The sequence below is a fragment of the Roseobacter sp. YIN89 genome, assembly GCF_057219365.1.
On sequence record NZ_JBXVVD010000001.1, the window covers coordinates 785,819 to 810,800 of the forward strand.

At 59.3% G+C, this 24,982-nt stretch carries 21 protein-coding genes and 1 tRNA gene; 17 read left to right on the forward strand and 5 right to left on the reverse strand.

Annotation, left to right across the window (positions count from 1 at the left end; all coding sequences use genetic code 11):
- The first annotated feature begins 90 nt into the window (after window positions 1-90).
- From AC2D8V_RS03830 to AC2D8V_RS03875, 10 genes are all read left to right on the forward strand, one after another.
- Window positions 91-1,125 carry a sugar ABC transporter substrate-binding protein gene (locus tag AC2D8V_RS03830; RefSeq protein WP_484732188.1) on the forward strand — a complete coding sequence of 345 codons (1,035 nt, stop codon included), beginning with the start codon at window positions 91-93 and terminating at the stop codon, window positions 1,123-1,125.
- Window positions 1,126-1,212: 87 nt separating this feature from the next.
- The gene (locus AC2D8V_RS03835) at window positions 1,213-2,742 is read left to right on the forward strand and encodes a sugar ABC transporter ATP-binding protein (RefSeq protein ID WP_484732189.1); all 1,530 of its coding nucleotides are present in this window, start codon (window positions 1,213-1,215) and stop codon (window positions 2,740-2,742) included.
- The gene (locus tag AC2D8V_RS03840) at window positions 2,739-3,812 is read left to right on the forward strand and encodes an ABC transporter permease (RefSeq protein WP_484732190.1); all 1,074 of its coding nucleotides are present in this window, start codon (window positions 2,739-2,741) and stop codon (window positions 3,810-3,812) included. The genes AC2D8V_RS03835 and AC2D8V_RS03840 overlap by 4 nt, the downstream gene beginning before the upstream one ends.
- 9 nt (window positions 3,813-3,821) lie before the next feature.
- A complete protein-coding gene (locus AC2D8V_RS03845; RefSeq protein WP_484732191.1) occupies window positions 3,822-4,862 on the forward strand; it encodes an ABC transporter permease in 1,041 nt (346 codons plus the stop codon).
- A gap of 102 nt (window positions 4,863-4,964) precedes the next feature.
- Window positions 4,965-6,752, forward strand: coding sequence for an ABC transporter substrate-binding protein (locus tag AC2D8V_RS03850; RefSeq protein WP_484732192.1), 1,788 nt, complete (start codon window positions 4,965-4,967; stop codon window positions 6,750-6,752).
- Between the two features lie 197 nt (window positions 6,753-6,949).
- Window positions 6,950-7,876: a DMT family transporter gene (locus tag AC2D8V_RS03855; protein ID WP_484732193.1), complete on the forward strand. Its 927-nt coding sequence runs from the start codon at window positions 6,950-6,952 to the stop codon at window positions 7,874-7,876.
- A 478-nt stretch (window positions 7,877-8,354) separates the two neighbouring features.
- Window positions 8,355-9,539 carry a tyrosine-type recombinase/integrase gene (locus tag AC2D8V_RS03860; protein WP_484732194.1) on the forward strand — a complete coding sequence of 395 codons (1,185 nt, stop codon included), beginning with the start codon at window positions 8,355-8,357 and terminating at the stop codon, window positions 9,537-9,539.
- Entirely contained in the window at window positions 9,539-10,267 is a 729-nt protein-coding gene (locus AC2D8V_RS03865; protein ID WP_484732195.1) for a hypothetical protein, read from the forward strand. Before AC2D8V_RS03860 ends, AC2D8V_RS03865 begins: the two co-directional genes overlap by 1 nt.
- A gap of 98 nt (window positions 10,268-10,365) precedes the next feature.
- The gene (locus AC2D8V_RS03870; RefSeq protein WP_484732196.1) at window positions 10,366-10,590 is read left to right on the forward strand and encodes a helix-turn-helix transcriptional regulator; all 225 of its coding nucleotides are present in this window, start codon (window positions 10,366-10,368) and stop codon (window positions 10,588-10,590) included.
- Window positions 10,587-10,961 (forward strand): hypothetical protein, encoded by a 375-nt coding sequence (locus AC2D8V_RS03875; protein WP_484732197.1) that lies wholly within the window; start codon window positions 10,587-10,589, stop codon window positions 10,959-10,961. Before AC2D8V_RS03870 ends, AC2D8V_RS03875 begins: the two co-directional genes overlap by 4 nt.
- A gap of 608 nt (window positions 10,962-11,569) precedes the next feature.
- Here the strand turns inward: AC2D8V_RS03875 and AC2D8V_RS03880 are convergent.
- A tRNA-Gln gene (locus AC2D8V_RS03880) sits at window positions 11,570-11,644 on the reverse strand.
- 86 nt (window positions 11,645-11,730) lie between these two features.
- A complete protein-coding gene (locus AC2D8V_RS03885) occupies window positions 11,731-12,249 on the reverse strand; it encodes an SH3 domain-containing protein (RefSeq protein ID WP_484732198.1) in 519 nt (172 codons plus the stop codon).
- A 115-nt stretch (window positions 12,250-12,364) separates the two neighbouring features.
- On the opposite strand from AC2D8V_RS03885, the gene AC2D8V_RS03890 reads away from it, so the two are divergent.
- The 7 genes from AC2D8V_RS03890 (at window position 12,365) to AC2D8V_RS03920 (ending at window position 22,197) form a co-directional block, all read left to right on the forward strand.
- Window positions 12,365-13,351, forward strand: coding sequence for a 2-hydroxyacid dehydrogenase (locus AC2D8V_RS03890; protein ID WP_484732199.1), 987 nt, complete (start codon window positions 12,365-12,367; stop codon window positions 13,349-13,351).
- A gap of 27 nt (window positions 13,352-13,378) precedes the next feature.
- On the forward strand, window positions 13,379-15,160 hold the full coding sequence (gene ggt, locus AC2D8V_RS03895) for a gamma-glutamyltransferase (RefSeq protein WP_484732200.1): 1,782 nt from the start codon (window positions 13,379-13,381) through the stop codon (window positions 15,158-15,160).
- Window positions 15,161-15,185: 25 nt separating this feature from the next.
- A complete protein-coding gene (locus AC2D8V_RS03900) occupies window positions 15,186-16,595 on the forward strand; it encodes an FAD-binding oxidoreductase (protein WP_484732201.1) in 1,410 nt (469 codons plus the stop codon).
- Window positions 16,588-17,229, forward strand: a complete 642-nt coding sequence (locus AC2D8V_RS03905; RefSeq protein WP_484732202.1) for a spondin domain-containing protein — start codon at window positions 16,588-16,590, stop codon at window positions 17,227-17,229. Before AC2D8V_RS03900 ends, AC2D8V_RS03905 begins: the two co-directional genes overlap by 8 nt.
- 75 nt (window positions 17,230-17,304) lie before the next feature.
- Window positions 17,305-17,943 carry a LysE family translocator gene (locus tag AC2D8V_RS03910; RefSeq protein WP_484732203.1) on the forward strand — a complete coding sequence of 213 codons (639 nt, stop codon included), beginning with the start codon at window positions 17,305-17,307 and terminating at the stop codon, window positions 17,941-17,943.
- 100 nt (window positions 17,944-18,043) lie between these two features.
- A complete protein-coding gene (locus AC2D8V_RS03915) occupies window positions 18,044-19,543 on the forward strand; it encodes an NAD(P)-binding protein (RefSeq protein ID WP_484732204.1) in 1,500 nt (499 codons plus the stop codon).
- Between the two features lie 152 nt (window positions 19,544-19,695).
- Window positions 19,696-22,197: a GcvT family protein gene (locus tag AC2D8V_RS03920; RefSeq protein WP_484732205.1), complete on the forward strand. Its 2,502-nt coding sequence runs from the start codon at window positions 19,696-19,698 to the stop codon at window positions 22,195-22,197.
- Window positions 22,198-22,325: 128 nt separating this feature from the next.
- Here AC2D8V_RS03920 and AC2D8V_RS03925 read toward each other — a convergent pair whose 3' ends face one another.
- Genes AC2D8V_RS03925 through AC2D8V_RS03935 form a run of 3 tightly spaced genes read right to left on the reverse strand, consistent with a single transcriptional unit; the run spans window position 22,326 to window position 24,981 of the window.
- The gene (locus AC2D8V_RS03925) at window positions 22,326-22,973 is read right to left on the reverse strand and encodes a DUF938 domain-containing protein (protein WP_484732206.1); all 648 of its coding nucleotides are present in this window, start codon (window positions 22,971-22,973) and stop codon (window positions 22,326-22,328) included.
- Window positions 22,970-24,043: an NAD(P)/FAD-dependent oxidoreductase gene (locus AC2D8V_RS03930; protein ID WP_484732207.1), complete on the reverse strand. Its 1,074-nt coding sequence runs from the start codon at window positions 24,041-24,043 to the stop codon at window positions 22,970-22,972. The genes AC2D8V_RS03925 and AC2D8V_RS03930 overlap by 4 nt, the downstream gene beginning before the upstream one ends.
- Window positions 24,040-24,981, reverse strand: coding sequence for an aldo/keto reductase (locus AC2D8V_RS03935; RefSeq protein ID WP_484732208.1), 942 nt, complete (start codon window positions 24,979-24,981; stop codon window positions 24,040-24,042). Before AC2D8V_RS03935 ends, AC2D8V_RS03930 begins: the two co-directional genes overlap by 4 nt.
- Window position 24,982 lies beyond the last annotated feature (1 nt).

The window sequence follows — 24,982 nt, forward strand, 5'->3', positions numbered from 1 at the left end:
TGGATCAAATTGCTAAACATGCCGCCGGGTCAATTTGGGAGATTGAGCCAGACGACAAGGAATCGTCGAAATTCCTGAAGGGAGGACTCTATGACGTATTTGGGAAAGACCCTGCGCAACCTTATGGTTGGCGCATTGGCCTTGGGGGCATCCGTCACCGCATCCATCGCACAAGACAAGCCATCGATCATTTCGTTCAACGGCCCCGCCGGTGAAGCTTACATCGGACGCTTTATCAAGGGCATCAAGGACACGGCCGAACTCAAAGGCTTTGACATCCAGGTGTTTGAAAACCAGTTCAACCAAGCCGAGCAGGACCAGCAGGTTCAGCAGGTGCTTGCGGCAGGCGTCTTGCCTGACGTGTTCATCTGGTGGCCATCGGATGCGGTTGCGGGTCTCGGATCGCTGCGCGCACTGGCCAAAACCGGCGTACCGGTCCTGAAGATCAACCAGCTTCCGAACGAACAGGACAAACAATACATCTTTGGCTACGCAGGCCCTGATGACCGTCTACGCGCCCGGAATGCCGGATACATGATGCGTGAAGCTGCCGCTGCCAAGAAGGCCGCCGGTGGCGAAGGATACAATGTTCTGGTCCTGTCCTATCCACACAGCTATGGCGGCTACGGCCTGTCCATCAACGCTTTCAACGAGGCGATTGCGGGTTCCGACCTGAAGATCATCGGTGATGTTGATGAAGGTTTCGGTCAGGCCAACGGCTATAAAGGCGCGGCCAAAGCCATCGCATCGCTGCGCGACGAAGGCATCCACTTTGTATATGGCATGGATGACGCGATCCTGACGGGTGGCATCAAGGCGCTGGAAGAAGCGGGTTACAAGATGGGCGAAGATGTCATCGCCGTCGGCACCGTCTGCAACGGCGACAAGCAGCTGATTGAAGAAGGCAAGCAGTTCGGCACGACGCTTCAGTCGCCGCTGCACGAAGGTCAGCTGGCCATCAAGATGGTCGAAGAATACCTCGAGACCGGGGCGTTGGCGAACTACATCAACTTCACGCCGAACCCCGCAGTCACCGCAACCAACATGGAAACAGTTGCTCTGCGCGGCTTTGACGGCAAGCTTTACGGCATCGACGAGCTTTGCTCGGGTGCCTGGGGCGGCTAAGCCTACCAAAATCAAGGGCGCCCGAACGACAGGGCGCCCTTTTTCGACTAAGGTCAAGAATATCCATACTGGATCAGGGAGGGGACCATGGCGGATCAACCGCTTCTTCGGCTTGCCGACATAAGCCGTCACTATGGTGCGATCCAGGCGCTGAAAGGCGCGAGTTTCGAGATTGGCCGCGGCGAAGTGATGGGGCTGGTCGGCGAAAACGGCGCTGGGAAGTCCACGATGGTCAAAATCATCGGCGGCTTCGATCAAGGCTTTACTGGTGAGTACTTCTATGATGGCGAGGTCCGGCACTTTCACAGCCCGACCGCCGCCGAACAGGTCGGCATCGCGATTGCCCAACAGGAGTTGAGCCTGATCCCGACGATGAGTGTGGCCGAAAACATCTTTCTGGCCGGTGACGGCGTACCGCAGATCGCGTCGCGCAAGACACTTGCGAAAATGGCCAAGCCATTTCTGGAAGAGGTCGGGCTGGGCCATATCGACCCGTTGCGGTCCACGACACGGCTTTCGGTGGGCGAACAGCATCTGGTCGAAGTCGCGCGGCTGATTGCGCATAATCCGCAGGTGTTGATCCTGGACGAGCCGACGGCGGCCCTGGGCGAGACTGACTCAATTCGCATTCTCGACATGGTCAACCGGCTGAAGGAGGCTGGAAAATCGGTGATCTATGTCAGCCACCGTATGGACGAGATTTTCAAGATATGTGACCGCATTACAGTTCTGCGCGACGGGGAAAGCCAAGAACCCCGCGCCGCGACAGACATGGATGTCAACAGCCTGGTCGAGATGATGCTGGGCTTTGAGTTGGGCGATATGTACCCGGCACGCAAGCCTGTTGCGCGGGATAAACCCGTCCTGAAGGTCCGCGATCTTTGGCCCGATGGCATCATTGAACCGATCAGCTTCGACGTCTACCCGGGCGAGATTCTCGGCCTTGCCGGTCAGCTTGGTTCCGGCACCTCGGAAATCCTTGGGGCCATGGCAGGATCGACCAAGACCCGCGGCGGCAAACTGCACTACAAGGCCGAGGAATTCCTGCCCACCCGTCCGAAAGACACCATCCGACGCGGCATCGCCTATTGTTCGGAAGACCGAAAGCACGACGGATTGTTTCTGGGTCGTCCGATCATGGAAAACCTGTCGGCCCCTTCCTTGGAGACCATCTCAAGCAAAGGTTTTCTGAATGGTGCAAAAGAACTGTCTTCGACGACCGAAAACGCCGTCAAGTTCACCGTCGACCCCAAGCGTCTGCCGCAAGAGGCTGGTGTGCTCTCGGGCGGCAACCAGCAGAAGGTCGCACTTGGCAAATGGCTGTCAATCTCGCCCGATGTGATCCTCGTGAACGAACCGACGCGCGGCGTGGATGTGGGCGCGCGTGCTGAAATCTATCAGATCTTGCGCGACCTCGCGGATCAGGGGGCGGCCATCGTCGTTGCCTCGACCGATATTCAAGAGATCACGAACTTGCCCGACCGGATCGTCAGCTTCTATCGGGGCGTCCAGATCGGCGAATTGCAACTGGACGAGATGACCTCGGCCAACATCCTGGAACAGATCACCGATCCCTTCCATGAAGCGGGCATCGCGGTGTCGGAGAAAGCATCATGACCGACGCAACCTTGAACACCGGCGACAAACTCAGTCTGGTCCAACGCATTCGCCGGGATTACTCGCCCCTCGTCATCACCATGGTCGGCCTGTTCCTTCTGGTCTTCGTGGCAGGCGCTGTCTTTACCGACGACTTCCTGACCTGGTTCAATGTCAAAACCATCATCCGCGACGCTGCGCTGGTCGGGATCATGGCCATCGGGCTGACCTTTGTAACGCTTTCCGGCAATTTCTTCCTTCTGTCGATGAAGGAAATCGCGGCCCTCTCGATCATCTGTTTCGCGACACTGATGAGTGCCGGCTGGAACCAATGGGGACCCGTCGAGGGCGATCCGACGACATGGTCGCTAACCATGACGTTCCTTGTTGCCTTTGTCGCCACGATGATCATCGCGACCGTTGCGGGTGCGCTGCAAGGTGCTCTGATCGGCCTTGGCGGCAATCCGATTGTTGTCACGCTTGGGGCTGCGGGTCTGTTCTTTGGCATCGGGTCGTGGTGGTCAGACAACCTTGTCGTCAGCTATCGTCGCCCGCATGGGGCCGAATGGCTGGGGACCGGATCGTTCATCGGCGACATCCCGAACATCACGGTGGCCTTTATCATCATCGCAGTCGTGGCCGAACTGACGCTGCGCTACACCACCTTTGGCCGCCAGGTCTATCTGGTTGGCGCCAACCGCGCGGCAGGCAGAGCGACGGGGCACGAAAACTTCGGCATGGCCATCAAATGTTGCATCATCGCAAGCGTTTGCGCCGCGTTCGTTGCCGTGGCCTTCTCGGGGCAGGTTTCTTCCGCCCACGTCAATTATTTCTCGTCCGAGTTCGGCTCGTCCGGCGACATGACGATCATGGTCATCGCCATCGTCATGGTCGGCGGCAATTCGATTATGGGCGGCTATGGATCAACCTTGCGCACCTCGCTTGGCGCGATCTTCATCTCCAGCATCGACAACATGATGGTGCTGAACGGCTTCAATTCGGGCGCGCGGGTGCTGGCCGTCGGCCTCATGATCGTCTTCTCGATCATCGTCTTTGCCCTTGTCCGCCGCGGCTCCCGTGCCGTGGAATAGGAGAACACCATGGAACGCATCAAAAACTGGGTGACCGAGAACCCCGACCTCAGCTTCGCGATCCTGCTTGCTGTCACGGTCTACACCTTCTTTGCGATCACCGAGCCGTTGTTCTTCACGCACCGCACCGGCTATGCGATCATGGAGCGTTTCGCGGTTCTGGGCCTGGTCGGTTTGGCCTTGACGCTTTGCATCATCGCGGGCGAAATCGACCTGTCCATCGGCTCGAACGCCGCCCTTGCTGCGGTCATTACAGTGCGGTTCACCGACGACTGGGGGGCGATCAATGCGCTGCTGGTGGCGGTGGCGATTTCGACCTCTATCGGGGCCATTCAAGGATACTTCATCGCTTACTTGCGAATACGGGCCATTGTGCTGACGGTCGGCACCCTGATGCTCTTACGTGGCGTGGCATTGTTTGCGGCGGAAGAAAAAACCGTCATGCTGACCGATTTCCGCATCCCCGATTTTATCTCGACCAAGATGCTGGGCTACTTCTCGCCCGCCTCTCTTCTGGTGATCGGCATGTTCGTTGTCGTGGGTCTCTTCATGACTTTCACCCGCTATGGCCGCGAGATCTACGCCATCGGCGGCGCTCGGAAAGAGGCTCTGGCCTCGGGCATTTCGCTGCAACGCCCAATGATCATCGTCTTTGCCATTTCGGGGCTTTGCGCCGGGCTTGGCGGGGCAATCATCGGCCTTCGGTCCGGTACCGCGCAGGCGCTCGGTCTTCAATACCTTCTTCTTGCCGGCACAGTGGCGGCCTTTATCGGCGGTGTGTCGATTTTGGGCGGCAAGGGCGGCGTGATCGGCGCGGCCATCGGAACGCTGACGGTGAACTTTCTGAATACCGGCCTTGTCTTCAACGTGACCCCTGCTTTCATGGTGCAACTCTATCTCGGTATCCTTCTTCTGGTGGTCATCATGTTCCAGACCGGCAGCCGCGTCTTCGAGGAACGACAGCGACGCAGCCAGCTTCTGGACGACGTGGATCGACGACGAAGTATCCTTTCTGACAAGATCGCCGCCCTTCGACGACCATCGGGGTAGGCAAGAAAACTGGAAGATTATCCAAATTGGACATAGTCTGACCCTACGCCGGGATAAGGGGGTCAGATCTTGCCGGAACTGCCAAAGGCACTGCGTGAGGTCATGAACCTTCAACGAGGAAACTCTAGGGCCCGCCCTGAAGGCCCTTTTGAAAGTGGCGATGCGCCCCGTTCCAAGGGCATCAGCGGCGAAGACCTGTCCTTGTTTCTGGATTTTGTCGATGCGCTGGGCGATGAAGCGGATCAAGTCCTTACGCTCAAACGCGGCTATGACGAAACCCGCTTGATCACCACGCTTTTGCGCAATCACCTTCAGGGCAAGCTGACCACGACCAGCTTTCTGGCAAATGCAAGTGGGCTTGGCTATGGCACCGCCATCCGCGCCATCAATGCAATAGAAGAGCGCGGGCTTTTGATCCGGCGTCCACGGACCAAAACGGGCAAAAGCTTTTCCCTGCACCCGACCGACAAACTGATTGCCGAATGGCAGGAATACGCGCGCCGCGTTCGCGGTGCCATCGGGGCAACCCTCGGCATCAGTGCTGCGGGCAAGGGCGGGATCGGTGATTATTTCTTCGGGTCGTCTTATGGCGACAGCCAGACTATCCCGCCTCCGACGCCTCTGCATTCCAAGTTGACTCTGCAAAGCGACTTGCGCGTGCTGGTCCACGCCGATCCTACCTTTATGGCGATGAACGTCTTGAAGCGGCAGTTCGAGGGGCTTTTTGGCGTTGGTATCAATTCCCGCGCGCTGTCCATTGACCGATTGCGTCAGGAAATCCTGACCAATGCCGAGCAGAAAACCTCGCGTTATGACATCATCGCCTGTGACCTGCCCTGGTTTGGCGAATTGGCCGACAAAGGGGTGCTGCTGCCGATCAACGAACTCATCGAGAAGGATGGTCTGGATCTTTCGGATTTTCATCGGGTCGCCCTCGCGTCCGCACGGTATCGGGGCCAACAGTTCGGGCTGCCTGTGCAGACCACGCCGGAATTGCTCTGTGTCCGGCGCGACCTATGCGATGCCGCCGGGATCGGCGTACCATTCACGATTTCCGAAGCCCTGACGACGGCGCGCACCCTGCATAACCGGGCGCAGGGACGCTCCGGCATCGCCTGGAACGCCGCGCGTGGCACACCTTTGGGGCATACCTTCATGTTCGTGATGGGGGCGATGGGTCAGCCCTTTTTGAACCTCGCGCGGGCTGGCGATGACTTTGACGCCGAATGGCCCGAGGGCGAAAACCTCCGCCCGATGCTTCAATCCGACGAGGCCTATGCCACGGCCGAATACCTCAAAGAGCTTCTTGACTATTCCCCGGTCTCGATACTTTCGATGTCCTGGTACGAACGCGCCCGCGCTTATGCCGATGGCGAGGTTGCCATGGCCTATTGTGCTACGCTTCTGGCCCCGCTTTTCGAATTAAACGAAGCCTCGCCGGCTTTTGGGGTCACTGATTTCCTACCCCATCCCTACGGGCCGGGCGGTAAACCGATTGCGCCGGTCGGCGGTTATGCCCTTGCAATCCCCTCCAATATCGCGCCCGACCGCATCGCCGCCGTCTGGGAAGCGCTGCAATCCCTCACATCGCCCCAAACAATCAAGCTCTATATCGAGAACGGGAGCCTCGTGACCCCGCGCTTCAGCGTCAGCATGGATGCCAGCGTTCGCCGCATTTCACCCGTCATTTCAATTGTGGACGGCATGGCCCGATCCGGCATCCTGCAATACTGGCCACGCCCGCCAGTTCCCGAGATCACGGACCTGATCAAGATCATCGGAACCGAGTTGCACGACATGCTTCAAGGTGCCACGAGTATCCGCACAGCATTGGCCAATGCGCAAAACCGCGCAGACGCGCTGATGCAGGAACGTGGGCATTATGGTTAGCCTGCATGCGACGCGCCCGGCATGCACCGCACGAGCCGACATTTACTCACAAACGGCAAAGTCGGCGACTATCAACGACCGCTTTCGTGAGCACCGGACGTTCGTCAAGAACGCCACGACGGACTGCCATGCGGACGAAGTTGCCGTTCATTTGTCTTGATGGTGTCAACCAAATGGCGGCGTGATAGATGCTAGAAATGAATCAACCAACTTCAGACGAGCGGAACGCAGCACCCTATGCCCTTGCGGTCTTTGGTGTGCTTTTTGCATCCATCTGTTTTGGCTTGGTACCCTACTTTAGCCGTGGGCTGACTGATCAAGGTCTCGCGCCCTATGCGGTTGCATTTTATCGGTACATATTGGCGGCGATTGTCCTACTGCCAGCACTCCTGATGCATCGCTCAAAGTGGCGAGAAATCCTCTGGGGTATCGTTGCAGGCTCGGTCATGGGTCTTGGCTGGGTTGGCTATGTCACGGCCCTTGAGACTGTTCCTGCATCGACAGTTGGCGTTCTCTACATGACGTATCCGGTGTTTACTGTCGTAATTTCATGGGCGCTTTTTGGTGATCAACCAACGCGGCGCAGCCTTGTTGCGGCTGGATTGATTGTTATCGCTGCGATAATTGCGGGGTCCCCGGCATCCGTGCCCCCAGATCAAGTTCCAACTCTTCTCGTCTCATTGGCGGCGCCTTTTGGGTTTGGCTTTGGCATATGTGTCCTCGTACACCGCCTGTCGCGCATTGCTCCTCTTGCCAGAATTGCGTCAGTCTCGCTAGGTTCAGTCATTGGCCTTGCTCCTCTCATTTTCTCATCCGAGGCTAGTGAAATCCTGCCAAGGAGCGGGAACGACTGGCTTCTGGTAGTTGGCTTCGGCCTTGTGACGGCGCTTGTTCCGCAACTGATTTACACAGTCTGTTCACCCATCATCGGGGCAACGCGCACTGCGGTCATCGGGAGTATTGAACTGCCCACGATGTTTGCAGTTGGCGTGCTTGCGTTTGGTGAAGTGATCACGGTCGCACAGGCGCTTGCCTGCGCACTGGTTTTGGGCGCAATAGCTCTCACTCAAAGTCGCTCAACTCGAACTGTGACGACCGTGATCAGCAAGGAGCCAGAAAGGTGACTTTGGGCTCGTAGCAGGCATTCGCGCAATGTTGCCGGATGTCAGCTTCGGAGCGCGAGGCAGACATCAGACTTCTATAAACCTTTAATTTCGACCACGCAAAAATATGCCTATCTACGTGGCAGCACTCCGGATGGGCTTTTTGGTTGATCCGCCTCCGAGAATGCTCAAATCAGGCGAAACGATTGGGTTCAAATTTTCCGGGTGGCCAGCCGAGATTTTTATTATGTGTGTTGTCGGAAAAAGTCGTGGGGGCGCAATTTTTTTAAAGAAAATTGTGTTTAAAACTAGCTTCATATTAGGAATTTGTGGTTGAGGTGATAGCAGCCATGCATTTATCTATTGTGTTCCTAGGGCTGCAAATAAAGCAATAAAAAGCAGTAATTTAATCTATAAGCTCTTCCAGTGGCGTCCGAAGGTAACTATCTTGTTCCTACCAATTTGGTGGGAATTATGGTGGGAAGAAAGGTGCGCTGAAATGCCCAATCGAATGACTGCGCGATCGGTAGAGAGCCTTGGGCCGGGACGCTATTCGGATGGAACCGGCATTGGTCTCATGCTTTGGGTCTCTGAGAATGGCTCGCGCTCTTGGGTTCAAAGGCTCAGGGTGAACGGTCGTCGAAGAGATTTGGGTCTGGGACCATTTCCACTGGTCACGCTGGCCGAAGCTCGGGATTTAGCGCACGCAAACAAAAAGGCGGTTCTGCAAGGTCGCGATCCATTCGCGGAAAAGAAACGCCAGAAAGAGGAGGCTGCCCGAAGAATAACATTCGCCGAGGCAGCCGAGCGCACACGAGACGAGCTTGCTCCCAGCTGGCGCGGGAAAAAAGAACCGCAGGCATTCCTGTCATCGCTCAAGACATACGCCTTCCCGTATTTTGGTAAAACCGACGTGGCCGAAGTAACGTCTGCCGACATACGGCGCGCAGTTTTGGCTTGCCGGGCTAAGGTGCCCAACCTGAGTGTCAAAGTGCAGCACCGCATCCTGAGTGTGTTCAGGTGGTCAATCGCGGAGGGGCTTCGCGACACCAATCCAGCTACCAGCGAGTCTTTGGCTCTGCCAAAAATGGAACGTACGCAAAAGAACAATCGCGCGTTGCCTTATGCCGAGGTTCACAACGCAATTGCGACTGTTAAAGCATCCGGCGCCTGGGTTTCCACGAAGCTAGCGATCGAGTTCACAATCCTTACGGCCGCTCGGTCAGGCGAAGTCCGCGGCGCGCGCTGGGACGAAATTGATCTAGCTGCCAAGGTTTGGACAATCCCGGCAGAGCGCATGAAGATGAATCGTGAGCATCGGGTGCCTTTGTCTAGCTACGCTGTCGAGGTATTAAACGAAGCCGAAACGTTGCGCGATGCATCTGGCCTTGTGTTTCCATCCGTCCGTGGAGGGCAGCTGAGCGATATGACGCTTTCCAAACTGGTGAAGGAATTGGGCATCAATAGCACGGTGCATGGATTTCGATCATCTTTTAGAACTTGGGCGCAAGAGCGTACGAATGTTCCTGGCGAAGTTGCAGAGGCTGCACTCGCGCACGTCAAAGCAGACAAAGTGGAAGCAGCGTATGCCCGCTCAGATCTGTTTGAAAAACGGCGCAAGCTGATGGAGAGATGGGCGGCGTTTCTGTCTGAGAGTGACGTCAAGGTTGCGAGGATTGGATAGTGTTTGCGCCCGATGGATTTTTCTCATTGTACGATTTCTCGATGGGTATTTTTTCAAACTATTCGGCGGAATTTCGAAAGTGCGAAGAGAAGCCAACTACTCTGGAGATATCCGTCGACGGTGCGACAGTTGAGCTTTCTATACCACCAAAAACGAGGATGGACGTTTGGGAGAAAATCCATACAGCGGCCTGGTTATTCTTTGACGAAGAAAACGAGGTTTCAGTTCTGTCACCTGGTGGCTTCGCGGTTCCTATTGGGAACTGGCTTATGGATTATTATGATCCCACCAACAACAGAGGTACGTATGTCGATATCATGATCGGCACGGTGGGTTCTGGTGGATACAGCCACGAATTTGACGGCTCTCCTGACGCAGAATTTCCAATCAGTAAAGAGGAAGCAGAACGAGAACGAATTGAGAAAATGACTCGTTTGTTTGGCCCATACTTGTACTGCCCGGTCCTCGTCCCTTCTGACGCAGCGATAAAGTATGTAGAGCAAAATAGGGCTGAATTATTGGGGCTAGGGTCAGGCAGCGAAGAAGTAACCCCGAAATTTCAAACAGTATGGCAGTTTGTGCAGGAGGCCTTTCCGCATGGGAAAGGTTTGGCAACTTGGGAAGAAGTAGAGGGGAAGGTTGGATACTCTCGACGGCACATAGTTCGAGCCGTCAAAGATAATGCAGACTACAAAACATGGGCACGGGGTGAGCACGTTGGGCAATAGTTGAACGCCCACCCTATGCCCACATGCCCATCTGGTCGACGGGCGTGAAAAAACGCCATCTTTCCAGCATGTTCCGCAACGACACAAGGACATGCGACATGGCACAGAGCAGCACACAGGCACACGAGCGCTTCCAGCGCCGTCCAATGGTGGAGGCGATGACGGGTCTTTCCCGGTCATCGATCTACGCCAAGATGGATCCGCGCAATCCGCAGCACGATCCTGAGTTTCCGAAACCGGTTCGGCTCGGCAAGAGAGCGGTGGCATGGCGCGAAAGCGAAGTCCTCGCCTGGATGAACGGTCGCGAAAGCACCGCCGCATGAGACATCCATCGCAAACCCCGCTTCTCCAGGTCTCTCCTTATGCAAGTGACGGCGGCCAATTGATCGGCCGAGACCCTCGGGAGATACCCGCCGAAGATTTCCACGACAGGCTGTTTCTCTTCGGGCTCGATGTGATCCGGGCAAAATGCCTCGATTGTGCTCTTGACCCAAAAGAGGTCCGCAAGTGCGTGCAGATGAGCTGTCCGCTTTGGGAGTTTCGGATGGGCTGTGTTCCGAAGGCCTATAGAAAAGCCGCCATGAGGGCGAAATCGAAAAGTGACAGGCCGCCGGCGGGTACCCTAGCCGAGCCGGTCGAGGCTGAACAAAATCCGGACGATGAGGCGGAAAATGATGCGGAGCGCGCGAAATGACGGCGGTGGTCCCTCTTTCCCGTGTGGCTGAGCCGGTCGGCAACCATCTGCTAGCCCGAAATCTGGCGGAGGCAGGGCTGCCTGTGTTTCCCTGTCTCGAAGAAGGCCGCGGCGGCAAGAATGCCAAACGGGCACGAGCCACGTCCGTGGAGCAAGATCAAGAAGGGGTATACCCACTTTGCGGAAGGCGATGTCGGGCTCGCTAAGATCACGCCGTGTTTTGAGAACGGCAAATCGACGGTCTTCCGAGACCTGACCGGCGGAAAAGGCGCAGGGACAACAGAATTGCACATCGTTCGCCCTCTTTTCGTCGAGGCCGATTACATCCTACTGTTCCTCAAGAGCCCGCACTTCATCAAGACCGGCATCCCGAAGATGACAGGCACCGCAGGGCAGAAACGCGTCCCGACCGAGTATTTCACGAGCTCGCCATTTCCCCTCCCACCCCTCGCCGAGCAGCGGCGGATCGTGGCGAAGGTGGAGGAGCTGATGGCCCTGCTGGACCGGCTGCCACCTTCCGCCAGCCCTTTGATCTTTTGGCGAAAACAACCGCCGTTGCCGCCGGAAAAACGGCCGCGAACCAGAGTAATTCGTCAAAAAGTGAGATTTGGCTGGGGTGGTAGGATTCGAACCTACGGTACACTGTACCAAAAACAGTTGCCTTACCACTTGGCTACACCCCAACGTGACGCGGTAATTAGAGCCTCGATGCTCAACGTGCAAGACCCGATTTTCGAAAAATTGTTAACTTCTCGGCCCCGTCGCGGTCTCAGTCGCGCAGTTCATTTGCCGAGACACCCCAAAGCGTGTCTTTGCGGGCCCAGCCCTTGTATCCACCCGAACGCAACTGGCACCACTCGGGCGCACATTTGCCCAAACGGGCGATAACGCCTTTTTCCAAGGCGGCGGCGACCGGCGACGCGGCATCCGCGCGGGCGTGGATCTTGAGCATGTCCTGCTCGACGATTACGGTGCGAACGCCCGAAAGCAGCGAATAATGCACCCAGCCGCCCATGCCGTCACGGTCTTCGACGCGGCGCCAGTGACCATGTTCTGCGGTAATCCTCAGCGGCATGTCGCGGCGCTTGAATACCCAGTCGATCCGGTGCGTCAGGGACGGGCCACGTCTGACATTGCCTTCTGCCGCCTTCATCGACACGTAGCGCGGCAGTGGCAGGTTGGTGACAGGCCCTTTTTGGGGGGCTGTGGTCGGGTTCGCAAATGCCGCCACGGACAGCAGCACAATGGATAGGAGCCCGGCAAGGGCTTTGCCTGTTATGTCTTTCATCCGGAAGCCTGTTCCATGCATTTTGCTCATTTGGCGCGCGAGGTTCTTGTGCCTCGTCGACACTTGGGTCACCATGCAACAACCTGCGCAATTCGCCAAGACCGGGAGGCCGAAAATGTCAAAGCCGAAGCTGAGTGTTGTTGTAACGCGACGCTTGCCAGAGGCGGTCGAAACCCGCTTGTGTGAGCTCTTCGATGCCAAGCTGCGCGACGATGACACACCGATGACGCGCAGCGAGCTTGCGGAGGCGGTCAAAGGTGCGGATGTTCTTGTCCCGACAGTGAGCGACGACATCGATGCAGCCTTGATCGGGCAGGCGGGAGACAGGCTGAAACTGATCGCAAATTATGGTGCAGGCGTTGACCATATCGACGTGTCCACAGCACGCCAGCGCGGCATCCTTGTCTCGAACACGCCCGGCGTTCTAACCGACGACACGGCGGATATGACGATGGCTCTCATGCTCGCGGTTCTGCGGCGCATCCCCGAAGGTCTTGCGACAATGCAAACCGACAGCTGGCAGGGGTGGGCCCCGACCGCGTTTCTTGGCGGGCGCGTCGGTGGGCGGCGCCTCGGAATCCTTGGGATGGGCCGGATCGGACAGGCGGTAGCCCGCCGGGCTGCAGCCTTTGGCATGCAGGTTCACTATCACAACAGGCGCCGCCTGCGTCCCGAGACCGAAGAGGAGTTGCAGGCAACCTATTGGGAAAGCCTTGATCAGATGGTGGCACGGATGGACGTTATTTCGGTAAATTGCCCGGCCACACCATCCACATTTCACCTGATGAACGCGCGCAGGCTCAAGCTGATGAAACCCGAAGCGGTGATTGTGAACACATCGCGCGGTGAAGTTATTGATGAAAACGCACTCACCCGCATGCTGCGCGCGCATGAGATTGCAGGCGCCGGCCTCGACGTCTACGAACGCGGGACGCACATCAACCCGCGCCTACGAGAGTTGGATAACGTTGTACTGCTGCCGCATATGGGCTCCGCCACCCGCGAAGGGCGCGTCGAGATGGGTGAGAAGGTCATTATCAACATCAAGACGTTCGACGACGGGCACCGCCCACCGGATCAGGTCGTGCCATCCATGCTGTGACCGACGCACATTAGAAAGGACGAACACATGAAGTACCTTGCAGGGACGTTTTTTCTGATTGCAGCGGCCACCACCGCACATGCGCAGCAGGCAGCCGATGCTGTCCAGCCTGAACCGGCCAGCCAAGGCGCGTTTCAGGCACTGTCACCGCAGGTTGCCGCAGCCCTCGACGCAAAAGCAGCTCGCACGCCGGTGGAGGCATCGGATTGGATGATCGCCGCGGCCAATCCCCATGCCGTCGAAGCCGGCGCACAGGTGCTTGCAGACGGGGGCACGGCGGCTGATGCGCTGGTCGCAGTTCAGGCTGTGCTCGGACTGGTGGAGCCGCAGTCCTCCGGTCTGGGCGGCGGCGCATTTCTTGTCTACTACGATGCCGCGAGCGGCGTGCTCACAACACTCGACGGTCGCGAGACCGCGCCACTGGCGGCCACGCCCCGTCTCTTCCAAACTGACGAAGGCGAGCCGCTGGGTTTTTTTGACGCCGTTGTGGGCGGGCGTTCCGTTGGCACACCGGGCACACCGGCCTTGTTGCAGGCAGTGCACGACAAGTGGGGTACGCAGGATTGGGCCGCTTTGCTGCAACCCGCCATTGATCTGGCGGACGGCGGGTTTGCGGTCTCGCCGCGCCTTGCTGGTATGGTGGCGCGCGATGTTGATCGGTTGCAAGGCTTCGGGCCGACGGCCAACTACTTTTTGCCGGGCGGCGCACCTTTGCAAGCCGGCGACATCCTAACGAATACCCAATACGCCGATACGCTGCGGGCGATGGCCGCCGGCGGGGCTGCGGCGTTTTATTCCGGTGAGATCGCGCGCGACATCGTCGCCACAGTGCGCGGCGTGCAGGGCAATCCGGGTGTGCTCAGCCAGCGAGACCTCAGCACCTATGTTGTGAAAGAACGCGACCCTGTTTGCGTCAGCTACCGCGCGCATGACGTCTGCGGCATGGGCCCGCCCTCGTCCGGGGCGCTCACCGTCGGGCAAATCCTCGGCATGCTTGACGCCTATGACCTGTCCGCGGGGCCAAACGACCCGACGGTCAGGCGGCTGATAGGTGACGCGTCGCGGCTCGCATTTGCCGACCGCGGGCGGTACATGGCCGACAGCGACTTTGTACCGATGCCGACGCAGGGGCTCGTCGATCCGGCGTATTTGGCCGAACGCGCCGGTTTGCTGGCGGGCGACGATGCGCTGCCCGAGGTGGCCCCCGGTAACCCGGCATTCGACCATGCATCGCTTTGGGCCGATGACGCGTCGATCGAGTTGCCTTCAACCTCGCATTTCGTGATCGTCGATGCACAAGGCAACGTGGCGTCGATGACCACCACCATCGAGAACGGTTTTGGCAGCCGTTTGATGGTTCGCGGCTTTCTGCTGAATAACGAACTGACCGATTTCTCCTTTCGCTCGCATCGCGACGGGGTTCCCATCGCCAACCGGGTCGAGCCGGGCAAGCGTCCGCGTTCGTCAATGGCGCCGACAATCGTAATGAAAGATGGCGCACCCGTGCTGGCAATCGGCAGCCCCGGCGGCAGCCGCATTATCGGATATGTGGCCGAAAGCATCATTGCATGGGCCGACTGGGGCATGAACGTGCAAGAGGCGGTTTCAGTCCCGCATGCGGTTAACCGGTTCGGTACCTACGATGTCGAAGAGGGAACAGCGGCCGAAGATCTGGTAACGCCCCTGACCGAGTTGGGGTTCGAGGTGAACGCCCGCGCGCTCACGTCAGGTCTGCATGCAATTGCAATCGGCGAAACGCTGCAAGGTGGCGCAGACCCGCGCCGCGAAGGGATCGCTCTGGGGCAATAAGCAGCCGGGCAAACGAGGTGGAATAATGGTCAAGCACGCGACACTGCCGCGTAACGAGGCGGGCATCGAAACGGTAACCGCCGTACTCAAACAACAATTCGGCGAAAGGCTGCAAACCGGCGCATCGATTTGCGAACAGCACGGTCACACGACCACGTGGATCGAAAACCAACCACCCGATGCGGTAGTGTTTGCCCAGAGCACGGAAGAAGTCGCACAGATCGTTCAGGTCTGCGCCCATCACGAGGTGCCGATCATTCCTTACGGCACCGGTACCTCTCTTGAAGGACACCTGAACGCACCCGCCGGCGGTATCTGCATCGACCTCAGCCAGATGAACAAGGTTCTGGAGGTCAACAGCGGCGACCTAGACTGCCGGGTTCAGCCCGGCTTGACGCGCGAAGACCTCAACACGCACCTGCGTGACCGGGGTCTGTTCTTTCCAATCGATCCCGGTGCGAATGCGTCGCTTGGGGGCATGGCGGCAACCAATGCATCAGGTACCAATGCCGTGCGCTACGGCACGATGAAAGACAATGTGCTTAGCGTCGAAGCTGTCATGGCGGACGGCCGCATCATTCGCACGGGTACACGTGCGCGCAAATCGTCAGCAGGGTATGACATGACCCGCCTTCTGGTAGGCTCTGAAGGCACCTTGTGCATTATCACCGAAATCACGCTGCGACTGCGCGGCATCCCTGAAGCCATCAGTTCGGCGCGGTGCTCTTTCCCCAGCCTCGATGCGGCAAGCCGGACAGTGCAATCGGTGATACAATATGGCCTGCCCGTGTCGCGGATCGAACTGCTGGACGAGGTCATGGTAAAAGCCAGCAACGCCTATTCCAAGCTGGGCTTGCCGGAAACCCCGCTGCTTTTGCTGGAGTTCCACGGCACAGAGGCGAGCGTGGTAGAACAAGCAGAGATTTTCGGCGCGCTGGCCGAAGAGCAAGGCGGCACCGGTTTCGAGGCCACGACCACTACCGAAGAGCGCAACAAGCTGTGGAAAGCGCGCCATGATGCTTATTGGGCGATGCTTGCATATCGACCGGGCGCCAAGGGGGTTGCCACGGACGTCTGCGTGCCGATCTCGCGCTTGGCGGAATGCGTAGGCGCTGCCAAAGCGCGCGCAGATGAACTGGGGCTGATCGCACCGGTAGTCGGTCACGCGGGTGATGGCAATTTCCATGTCTCACCGCTCGTTGACCTTGACGACGCAGAAGAGGTGGCAAAGGCATCCGAGTACATCTCATGGCTCAGTGATCTGGCCATCTCTATGGACGGTACCTGTACCGGCGAGCATGGGATCGGGCAGGGAAAGATGCCCTATCTGCGACGCGAAGTCGGAGAGACCATCGACTTCATGGCGGATATCAAACAAGCACTCGATCCCAAAGGGATACTGAACCCGGGTAAGATCTTTTCGACGCATGCTTAACCGCATCCTTGCGGCGCTGGTCGTCCTGCAGCTGGCAACAGCTGTGGCAGCACAAGACGTCGCTTATACCCTCCGGATCGAGTTGAACTGGTCGTTGGAGACGGTCGCAACCCTGCCTGACAACCCGCATTGGTCGCGTCTGATCGCCTTTACCCACTCCGACCGCTACGTGCTGTTTACAGATGGCGATACAGCCTCAAGTGGCCTTGCGCTGGTGGCCACTAACGGGCGCGTCTCGGTGCTTGACGCGGAACTGGCAGAGGGACGTCGCCGTGACCGCGTGGCAGAGCAACACGTGTTGCCGGGGCTGCCAGACGGGCAGGGCGTATTTGAAACGGAGTTGCGTCTGAGCGAAAAGCACCACCGCGTATCTTTTGCGACGATGCTGGCCCCAAGCCCTGATTGGTTCACCGGCGTCAGCGGCATTGCGCTGCGCACCGATGACACGTGGCAAACAGAGGTAACGGTGCCGCTTTGGGTCTGGGATGCCGGCGCGGACAGCGGCCCCTCGTTCCAGTCACCCGACGCGCCGACCCAGCCCCGCCAGTCGGTCAGGCTGGTGTCACACCCCTCATTTCTGACCCCCGCCGGGCTCAAGCCGATCGGCCAGGCGACGTTCACCCGCATCCGGTAGGCTGCGACCGCCCGGGCTTGCACCCACCGTGCCAGCTTGTCAGACTGTGGCTCTGACAGGCAGGAGGGCCCCACCGTGCTGACGATATACGTACTGACATGGCTGGGGGTTCTGGCGGCACAGATATCACCGGGCCCCAACCTTGCGGCGGTGGCCTCTGTCGCGCTGGCGCAAGGGCGCAGACCGGCGCTCTGCGTCGTGGCGGGCGTGTCTTCCGGCATGCTTGTGTGGTCGGCGCTCACCGCGCTGGGGCTCGGCGCCCTGATCGATGCCTTTCCGCAGGCGCTCCTGCTGCTCAAACTGGCTGGCGGTGCGTATCTGTTGTTTCTGGGGATAAAGGCCGCGCGGGCAATGGTGCAGCAACAGGCTTCGCCTGCCTTTGTGCCGGACAACCAGCGGCTCAGTGACTATGCCGCATGGCGGCGCGGGCTGCTCGTACTGCTGACCAATCCCAAGGCAGCACTCATGTGGGCGGCTGTTGCATCGTTTCTGTTCGGGCAAGGGCTCAGTGCGTTGCACGTTCTGGCATTCGGGCCGCTGGGGGCTTTCTCGGGGCTGGTGATCTACGGGGCATATGCGGTGCTGTTCTCGACGGGTGTGGCGATGCGCGGCTACGCGCGCTTCTCCAGTTGGGCCGAGGCGCTCTTTGCCGGTGCCTTCGGAGCCATGGGCGCGGGTCTGTTGTGGTCGGGCCTGCGCGACCTGCGGCAGTAGGGCAGCGCGCTCTGCGCGACACGTCCGAAATATGATTAGTGACAAGCGGACTTCTGCTGCTAACGTCCCATCATTTGAAATTGCTTTCAGGTATGACATTATGCTCGATCAATTCACGCCATTTGACGCCACCGTCGACGCTCAGGTTACTGCGCCCTTTGAACTGGTTGTCGTCGGCGCAGGCGTCGCCGGGCTCAACGCGCTCTACGCGGCGACCGAATATCTGCCCAAAGGCGCGCGCGTCTTGCTGGTGGACCAGAAGGACGCGGCGGGCGGAATGTGGAATACGGCGTATGATTACGTACGCCTGCATCAGCCACACCCGATGTTTACCGTCGGTGATATGCGGTGGGACTGGAAACGCCCGCGGGATTACCTTGCAAAGCGCGATGAAGTGCGCGCGCATCTCGCCAGTGCACTGGTGCCGATCGGACGCGCTGTAGACCTGAACTGCGCCTTTGGGCACAGCGTCAGCGCCATGCAGGAGATCGACACAGAGGATGGTCCGCGCGCGCAGATCACGCTGGCTGCCGTCGATGATCCGGCAAAAACCCTAACCGTGATAGCGCAGCGCGTGATCCATGCCCCCGGCCTCAATTACCACGTGGCCGAACCACTATCGCTGTCCAGCGCTTCGGTCGTGTCGATCATCCCGCAAGACTTGGGCCAGACGCTCCGGGATCACCCAGACGCCGCGCTTTATGTCGTGGGTGGCGGCAAAACCGGAATGGATACTGTGCTTGCCGCGCTCGCCCATGAGCCGCAGCGGCGCGTTAGCATGATCAAGGGGCGCGGGACGAATTTTCTCAACCGCACGCGCTACCTGCCCACAGGCACCAAGCGCTGGACATCCGGAGAGCTTGTCTCGCGGCTGTTTCGTGACATCGCGCATCATTTCGACGGCGACAACGAGGACGAGGCCGTCGCATATTTTCGCAAGACCTATTCCACAGACCCCGCAAGCGACAACGGTGTTTTCCTCTATGGCTTACAGTCCGAAGACGAACACAGCCGTATTCAGGAGGGGCTGGCGCAAAACATCTCCGGCTATCTGGTTGACGTGACCGATGGGGCCGAAGGCCCGCAGATCGTGATGCGTGACGGCGCGACCATCCCGGTGCCGCCGGGCAGCATCTTTGTGAACTGTTCGGGCAGTTTCTTTCGCGGTGACACCCTTGCCGAGGAAATGCCCTTCATGTCACCCCACGGCACCATCATCAGCATTAATGCCCGCGACGGGATGCATTTTTTGACTTCGGTCGCGGGGTTTTTCAGTGTCCACCTTCTTTATCGTGACGCGTTGCGTGGCACGGGGTTCTACAGGCTGGATCACGAGGCCCTGTTCCGCGAGAACCGGAATGCGTGGGTCGGGGCGTCGGCCGCGCAGGCCTACATGACTCAGGTTCTCGCAGTGCAGAACCTGCCGATGAGTTTGTTGGACCGGTGCGGGCTTGATCTTGACCGCTGGTACCCGCTGCCGCGCCGGTTGGTCGGGCTGTGGCGGATGAAGTCCACCGCTTCCGAGGATATCGCAAAATGCCGCGCGATCCTCGACCGTGTGGCCGACCGTTTCGGCGTGCGGTGCGGGCCAATCGACTGACGCACGGGCGCTGACAATCGCATCAGGAGTAGCGGTGCAGGCGCGACCGCTCAAACGGTCGTTTTTGAACGCTGAGCGGTCGGGCGTGTTTGGCGCGCGATTTGGGCAACGGGTAATCCTTACGCAAACGATAGTGTCGGGAGTCGGATGCGATGAAAACCCAAGTCAAAGCCCTTGTTGTCGGCGGTGGTGCGGTCGGTACCTCTATTGCCTACCACCTCGCACGCGCCGGCTGGGACGACGTGATGCTGCTGGAACGCGACGAACTCACATCCGGGTCGACATGGCACGCAGCGGGCCTGCTGCCCTACTTCAACATGTCCTACGCGACGACGCATATCCATGACTACTCCATCAAGTTTTACAAAACACTTGAGGAAGAAACCGGGTTGAATGCGGGCTTTGCTGTGGTGGGTAACCTGCGCATGGCCCAGACGCAGGAGCGTATGGACGAATACATGCTGTACGCCTCCACCGCCGAAACCTGTAGCGTGCCCTACCAATGGATGACCCCCGATGAGATCAAGGCCAAATGGCCGCTCATCCAAACCGACGACCTCAAGGGCGCGCTCTATCATCAGACGGATGGGTATATTAACCCCGCCGATGTCACCATGGCGATGGCCAAGGGCGCGCGTCAGCGCGGCGTGATGATCGAACGCAAATGGCAGGCTGACGCATTTCACTGGACCGGCACGCACTGGGAAGTCACCGCAACGAAGATGACGGAAAAGGGTGGCAACCTCGTGCCCACGGACGAGCAGGTGGTCATCACGGCGGAACATGTCGTCACAGCCTCGGGCAACCACGCGCAACGCACCGCCAAGATGCTGGGCATCAAGATGCCCGCTATTCCGGTGGAGCATCAGTTCATCGTCATGGATCAGGATCCGGAGCTGGTAAAGTTCCGTGCCGAGGGCAACGTCGAACACCCCGTGGTGCGCGACGCGGATGCGCAATCCTACGTTCGCGAGGAACGCGGCGGTTGGATATTGGGTGTTTATGAAAAAGGCGCGCCTGCACGCTTTGAATACGGTGTGCCCGACAGTTTCCGCGCCGATCTCTTCCAGCTTGATCTGGAGCGTATCGAAGAGCAGTACCTCGCCATGATCCACCGTGTTCCTTCCTGCGCAGAAAGCGGGCTGAAGGACGATTTCAACGGCCCCATCTGTTATACGCCCGACGGCAACCCGCTGGTCGGCCCCGCACCCGGCCTGCGCAATATGTGGCTGGCCGAAGGTTTCTCATTCGGGATCACGGCGGCAGGTGGCACCGGCTACTATCTGGCGCAACTGATGGTCGACGGCGAGGCCGAGATCGACATGGCCAGCCTTGACCCCAAGCGTTACGGCGACTGGATGACGACCGAGTTTGCCGCGCGCAAGAACGAAGAATGTTACGAGCACGTCTACATCCTGCACCACCCGGATGAAGAGCGCGAAGCCTGCCGCCCGCTGCGCACGGCACCCGCTTACGATCGCCAAAAAGCCCGTGGCGCGCAATTCGGCTGGGTCAACGGGTGGGAACGCCCGAACTACTACGGCCCGCTCGACGCACCTGAAGATTTCGATCACAAAGCGCGTTCATTCCGACGCGGCGGCTGGTGGCAATACGCCGTGGAAGAGGCCAAGGCCATCCGCCAAGGCGTGGGCCTCATCGACGCCACCGCCTTTACCAAGCATCTGGTCAAAGGCCCCGGCGCGACGCAATTCCTCGATTGGTTTACGTGTAACAAGCTGCCCAGCGTGGGACGCATCAACCTGACCTATGCGCTGACCGCACACGGCACCACGCGCACCGAATACACCATCGTGCGGCTGGCGCAGGACGAATATTATCTCGTGTCTGCAGGGGCTTGGACTGCCTATGACGCTGACTACCTGCGCAAGGCGATAGAGGACAAGGCACCTGAATTCGGTTATATCGAATGCCATGATGTGACCACGCAATGGGGCGTTTTTGCCATTGCCGGGCCAAAGTCACGCGATGTGTTAAAAGAACTCGTCAAAGATGCCGACCCGTCGACAGTGCTGTCGAACAAACGCTTCCCGTGGTTGACGATGCGCAACATCGAACTGGGCATGTGCCCTGTCCGCGCCATTCGCGTGGCCTATACCGGCGAGCTGGGATGGGAGCTTCACCATCCAATCGAAATGCAGAACTACCTTTGGGATCAGCTAATCGCCGCCGGTGAAAAGCACGCAATGAAGCTGGTCGGTGCGCGCGCGCAAAACTGGCTGCGACAAGAAAAATCCTACCGCGCCTTCGGCAATGAACTGGGGCGCGACGCAACGCCTCTCGAGGCTGATCTGCCGCGCTTTGTCGATCTGTCGAAGGATTTCCAAGGCAAGGCCAGACTGCAAGAGACAGGCGTGCGCTCAAAATGCGTCACGCTGCTGATCGACGGGCCGGAGGATGCCGATCCGTGGGGCAGAGAGGCGCTGTACCATGACGACACCCTCGTCGGGCGCCTGACGTCCGGCGGGTATTCTGTGCACTTTGGCAAGTCGATCGGCATGGGCTATGTGACACCTGATCTGGCGGTGCCGGGCACCAAGCTGAAGGTGAGGATGTTCAACCAGCTTTGGGATGCCGAGATCGTCCAAGACAGCCCCTATGATCCGACCAATGCGGTGATCCGGATCGACGGGTAAATCCCGCGCGCAATACCTCGTTGACCAAGACTAGCCCCCGAAACCCGCGGTGGGGCGGCAGAGGCTTGGGCTGAGTGGCGGTGTTGGCGGGGCCAGTCCGGATATCGATGGGCGCGCGTTCGCAGGCATTACCTTCTGGCAACGAATGCCAGATTGTTTGCGGGCATCTCGAAAATCTCGACTGCTGTCGCTCCGGCGGCGGCAAGCCACGCGCGCACTTCCTCATCGTTCTTGTAGCCGATAGCAGGGTCCGCCGCCCGCAGGTCAGCGTCAAAACGCTTGTCGCCTTCGCTGGTCAGCTGTCCATCCCGCTTGAACGGGCCGTAAAGAATGAACCTGCCGCCGGCTGACAGACAGGACAAGGCGTTGCTCACGACATTACACGCCGCCTTTGCGCTGATCAGGTGCACCAGGTTCACCAGCACGACCAGTTCAAACGTTTCCATATCGTCCGGCCAGCGCGGCGCGGCTGCATCCAGAATGCGCGCGGGGCGCAGATTGGCCAGACCAGCCTCGGCACCATAGGCGTTGATGCTGGCGATCCTGTCCGCGGCAATCTCAGTGGGGTACCAATCAATTGCTGGCAGCGCCGTCGCAAAAGCCTGCACATGCTGGCCGGTGCCGCTGGCTATTTCCAGTGCCCGACCAGACGGGGGCGCATGGTTCGCGATCAGTGCCGTCAGTACTTCGGCGTTGCGGGCAGCGGCAGGAGCATGCAGCTTTGCCCCCTCGGCGGCTGTTGCCACACTTGCGGTTTTGGGAAGCTTGCCTTTCATGGTCTCAACCTGTCGGGTTTCAAAGCGGCCACTGTTTCAGGGGGCAGGCCGGATGTGCGGCCGAGCACCAGGTCAGCCACGAGCCGCGCGGCGGCAAAGCTCGTCTGGATCCCGTATCCTCCCTGACCTGCGCACCAGACAAACGTCGGGCAGTCCGGGTCCGGCCCCAGAACCAGCGTGCGGTCCGGCGCAAAACTGCGCAGACCGGCCCAGTTTGCCAGCATCCGCGTGACCTGTGTTGTAACAACCTCGCTGTAACGCGCCAACCCTTCGGCCAGAGTCATGTCATCGGCCCACGCATCATGCGGCTCGGTCGGGTCTTCATCGGCGGGTGACACCAGCAGCGCTCCCGCATCCGGTTTTGCGTACCATGTTTCGCCGACGCCAAAGAACATCGGCCATGTGCTGACCTCATGCGCGTCCGGGGCGGGGATGCGGGCCATTGACCGACGATGCGGAACAATCCCAAGCGGTCGAACACCTGCCATCTTTGCAATGCCATCGGCCCACGCGCCCGCAGCGTTGATCAGGATATCCGCGCTGTATGTTTTTTCGCCGCTTGTCACCTGCCAGTGCCCCGCCGCGCGGCACAGCCCGGTCACCTGCGCGCCAGTGACCAGCGTGCCACCTTGCAGGCGCACCTGTCGTGCGAAGTCCTGCAGCAGGCGGTCGGTGTCGATGTCGAAGGCTTCGGCGTGATACCCCGCATCGGTCACGACGCTCGGGTCCAGCACCGGCACGAATGCGCGGGCTTCGTCAAGGGTGATACGCACTGTGCCAAGGGTGTCCATGTCGGCGGCAAAGGCGGCTTTCTCATGCGAGCGCCCGACGATCAGCAACCCCCGTGGGCTGAGGTATCCGCCCTCCTGAAGCGGCCCGAAACTCGCCCTGTTCAACACCTGAACGGACGCCGCACCGTAGTTTTGTTCGATCAGCGCGGCGGACCGTCCCGAACTGTGATACCCCAGCGCGTCTTCGGCTTCGAGCAGCGTCACTTCAGCGTCTCGCGACAGCGCGGCGGCGGCTGACAGCCCCGCGATACCGCCGCCAATCACGACGATACGGGTCATCCCTGCTCTTCGAGCCTGTCTGTAGCGGGCGGCGGCGTGGGCGTCAGAGCGGCCATGCGCGCATAAAGTTCGGGTGTCATGTCGAAATCAAGCGCTGCAAGCGACGGCTGCAACTGTTCCGCCGAGCGCGCCGAAATGATCGGCGTCGGCCCGCTGGGATGGGCGGCAGCCCAAGCCACGGCAAGTGTTGCGGGGTTCTGTCCTATCTCGGAAGCCAGCGCCGAAAGCGCGATTGCTGCCTCGTGCATCCATGCGGGGCCGTATCTTGTGGCGTAGCCCGTGTCCTCTGCCAGACGTCCCTTGCCTGCATCTTTGGCGTACTTTCCGGTGAGCAAACCGCCGCCCAACGGTGAATAGGGCGCGCAGGCCACGCCCTGATCGGCGCACATCGGCAGAATTTCCACCTCCGCCTGCCGTTTTACCAGATTGTACATCGGCTGCAGGATATCTATGGCGACGTCAAACTTCGCACCGATGCAAATGGCTTTCACCACCTGCCACGCCGCGAAATTGGACACGCCGATGTAACGGATGCGACCCGCGTGTTTCAGATCGGCCAGTGCTTCGATGCTTTCGTGCAAATCCGTGTCGGGATCATACCGATGCATATAAAGGACGTCGATGACGTCGAGACCGAGCCGTTTGCGCGAGGTTTCAAAAGAATCGTGGATGTTCTGGCGCGAGCCGCCGCCCGAGTAGGCCGCCTTGGTCGCGATGATGAGCCGATCGCGCTCGGTGCCCAGAAAGCTGCCGAGCAGTTCTTCCGACCGCCCGTCGTTGTAGACATAGGCAGTGTCGAAATGGGTAATGCCGGCTTCAAGTGCGGCATCGTACATATCGCGCGAGGCGGTGGCGTCAGCGCGCCCGCCAAACTGCATGGTACCAAAGGCAAAGCGGCTTGCCGGTGTTCCGTCGGGGCTGGTGAGTGATTTTGTCATG

Coding starts and splice junctions, on each gene's coding strand:
- AC2D8V_RS03830 (WP_484732188.1), top strand. CDS start 91: ATGACGTATTTGGGAAAGACCCTGCGCAACCTTATGGTTGGCGCATTG.
- AC2D8V_RS03835 (WP_484732189.1), top strand. CDS start 1,213: ATGGCGGATCAACCGCTTCTTCGGCTTGCCGACATAAGCCGTCACTAT.
- AC2D8V_RS03840 (WP_484732190.1), top strand. CDS start 2,739: ATGACCGACGCAACCTTGAACACCGGCGACAAACTCAGTCTGGTCCAA.
- AC2D8V_RS03845 (WP_484732191.1), top strand. CDS start 3,822: ATGGAACGCATCAAAAACTGGGTGACCGAGAACCCCGACCTCAGCTTC.
- AC2D8V_RS03850 (WP_484732192.1), top strand. CDS start 4,965: ATGAACCTTCAACGAGGAAACTCTAGGGCCCGCCCTGAAGGCCCTTTT.
- AC2D8V_RS03855 (WP_484732193.1), top strand. CDS start 6,950: ATGAATCAACCAACTTCAGACGAGCGGAACGCAGCACCCTATGCCCTT.
- AC2D8V_RS03860 (WP_484732194.1), top strand. CDS start 8,355: ATGCCCAATCGAATGACTGCGCGATCGGTAGAGAGCCTTGGGCCGGGA.
- AC2D8V_RS03870 (WP_484732196.1), top strand. CDS start 10,366: ATGGCACAGAGCAGCACACAGGCACACGAGCGCTTCCAGCGCCGTCCA.
- AC2D8V_RS03875 (WP_484732197.1), top strand. CDS start 10,587: ATGAGACATCCATCGCAAACCCCGCTTCTCCAGGTCTCTCCTTATGCA.
- AC2D8V_RS03885 (WP_484732198.1), bottom strand. CDS start 12,249: ATGAAAGACATAACAGGCAAAGCCCTTGCCGGGCTCCTATCCATTGTG.
- AC2D8V_RS03890 (WP_484732199.1), top strand. CDS start 12,365: ATGTCAAAGCCGAAGCTGAGTGTTGTTGTAACGCGACGCTTGCCAGAG.
- ggt (WP_484732200.1), top strand. CDS start 13,379: ATGAAGTACCTTGCAGGGACGTTTTTTCTGATTGCAGCGGCCACCACC.
- AC2D8V_RS03900 (WP_484732201.1), top strand. CDS start 15,186: ATGGTCAAGCACGCGACACTGCCGCGTAACGAGGCGGGCATCGAAACG.
- AC2D8V_RS03905 (WP_484732202.1), top strand. CDS start 16,588: ATGCTTAACCGCATCCTTGCGGCGCTGGTCGTCCTGCAGCTGGCAACA.
- AC2D8V_RS03915 (WP_484732204.1), top strand. CDS start 18,044: ATGCTCGATCAATTCACGCCATTTGACGCCACCGTCGACGCTCAGGTT.
- AC2D8V_RS03920 (WP_484732205.1), top strand. CDS start 19,696: ATGAAAACCCAAGTCAAAGCCCTTGTTGTCGGCGGTGGTGCGGTCGGT.
- AC2D8V_RS03925 (WP_484732206.1), bottom strand. CDS start 22,973: ATGAAAGGCAAGCTTCCCAAAACCGCAAGTGTGGCAACAGCCGCCGAG.
- AC2D8V_RS03930 (WP_484732207.1), bottom strand. CDS start 24,043: ATGACCCGTATCGTCGTGATTGGCGGCGGTATCGCGGGGCTGTCAGCC.
- AC2D8V_RS03935 (WP_484732208.1), bottom strand. CDS start 24,981: ATGACAAAATCACTCACCAGCCCCGACGGAACACCGGCAAGCCGCTTT.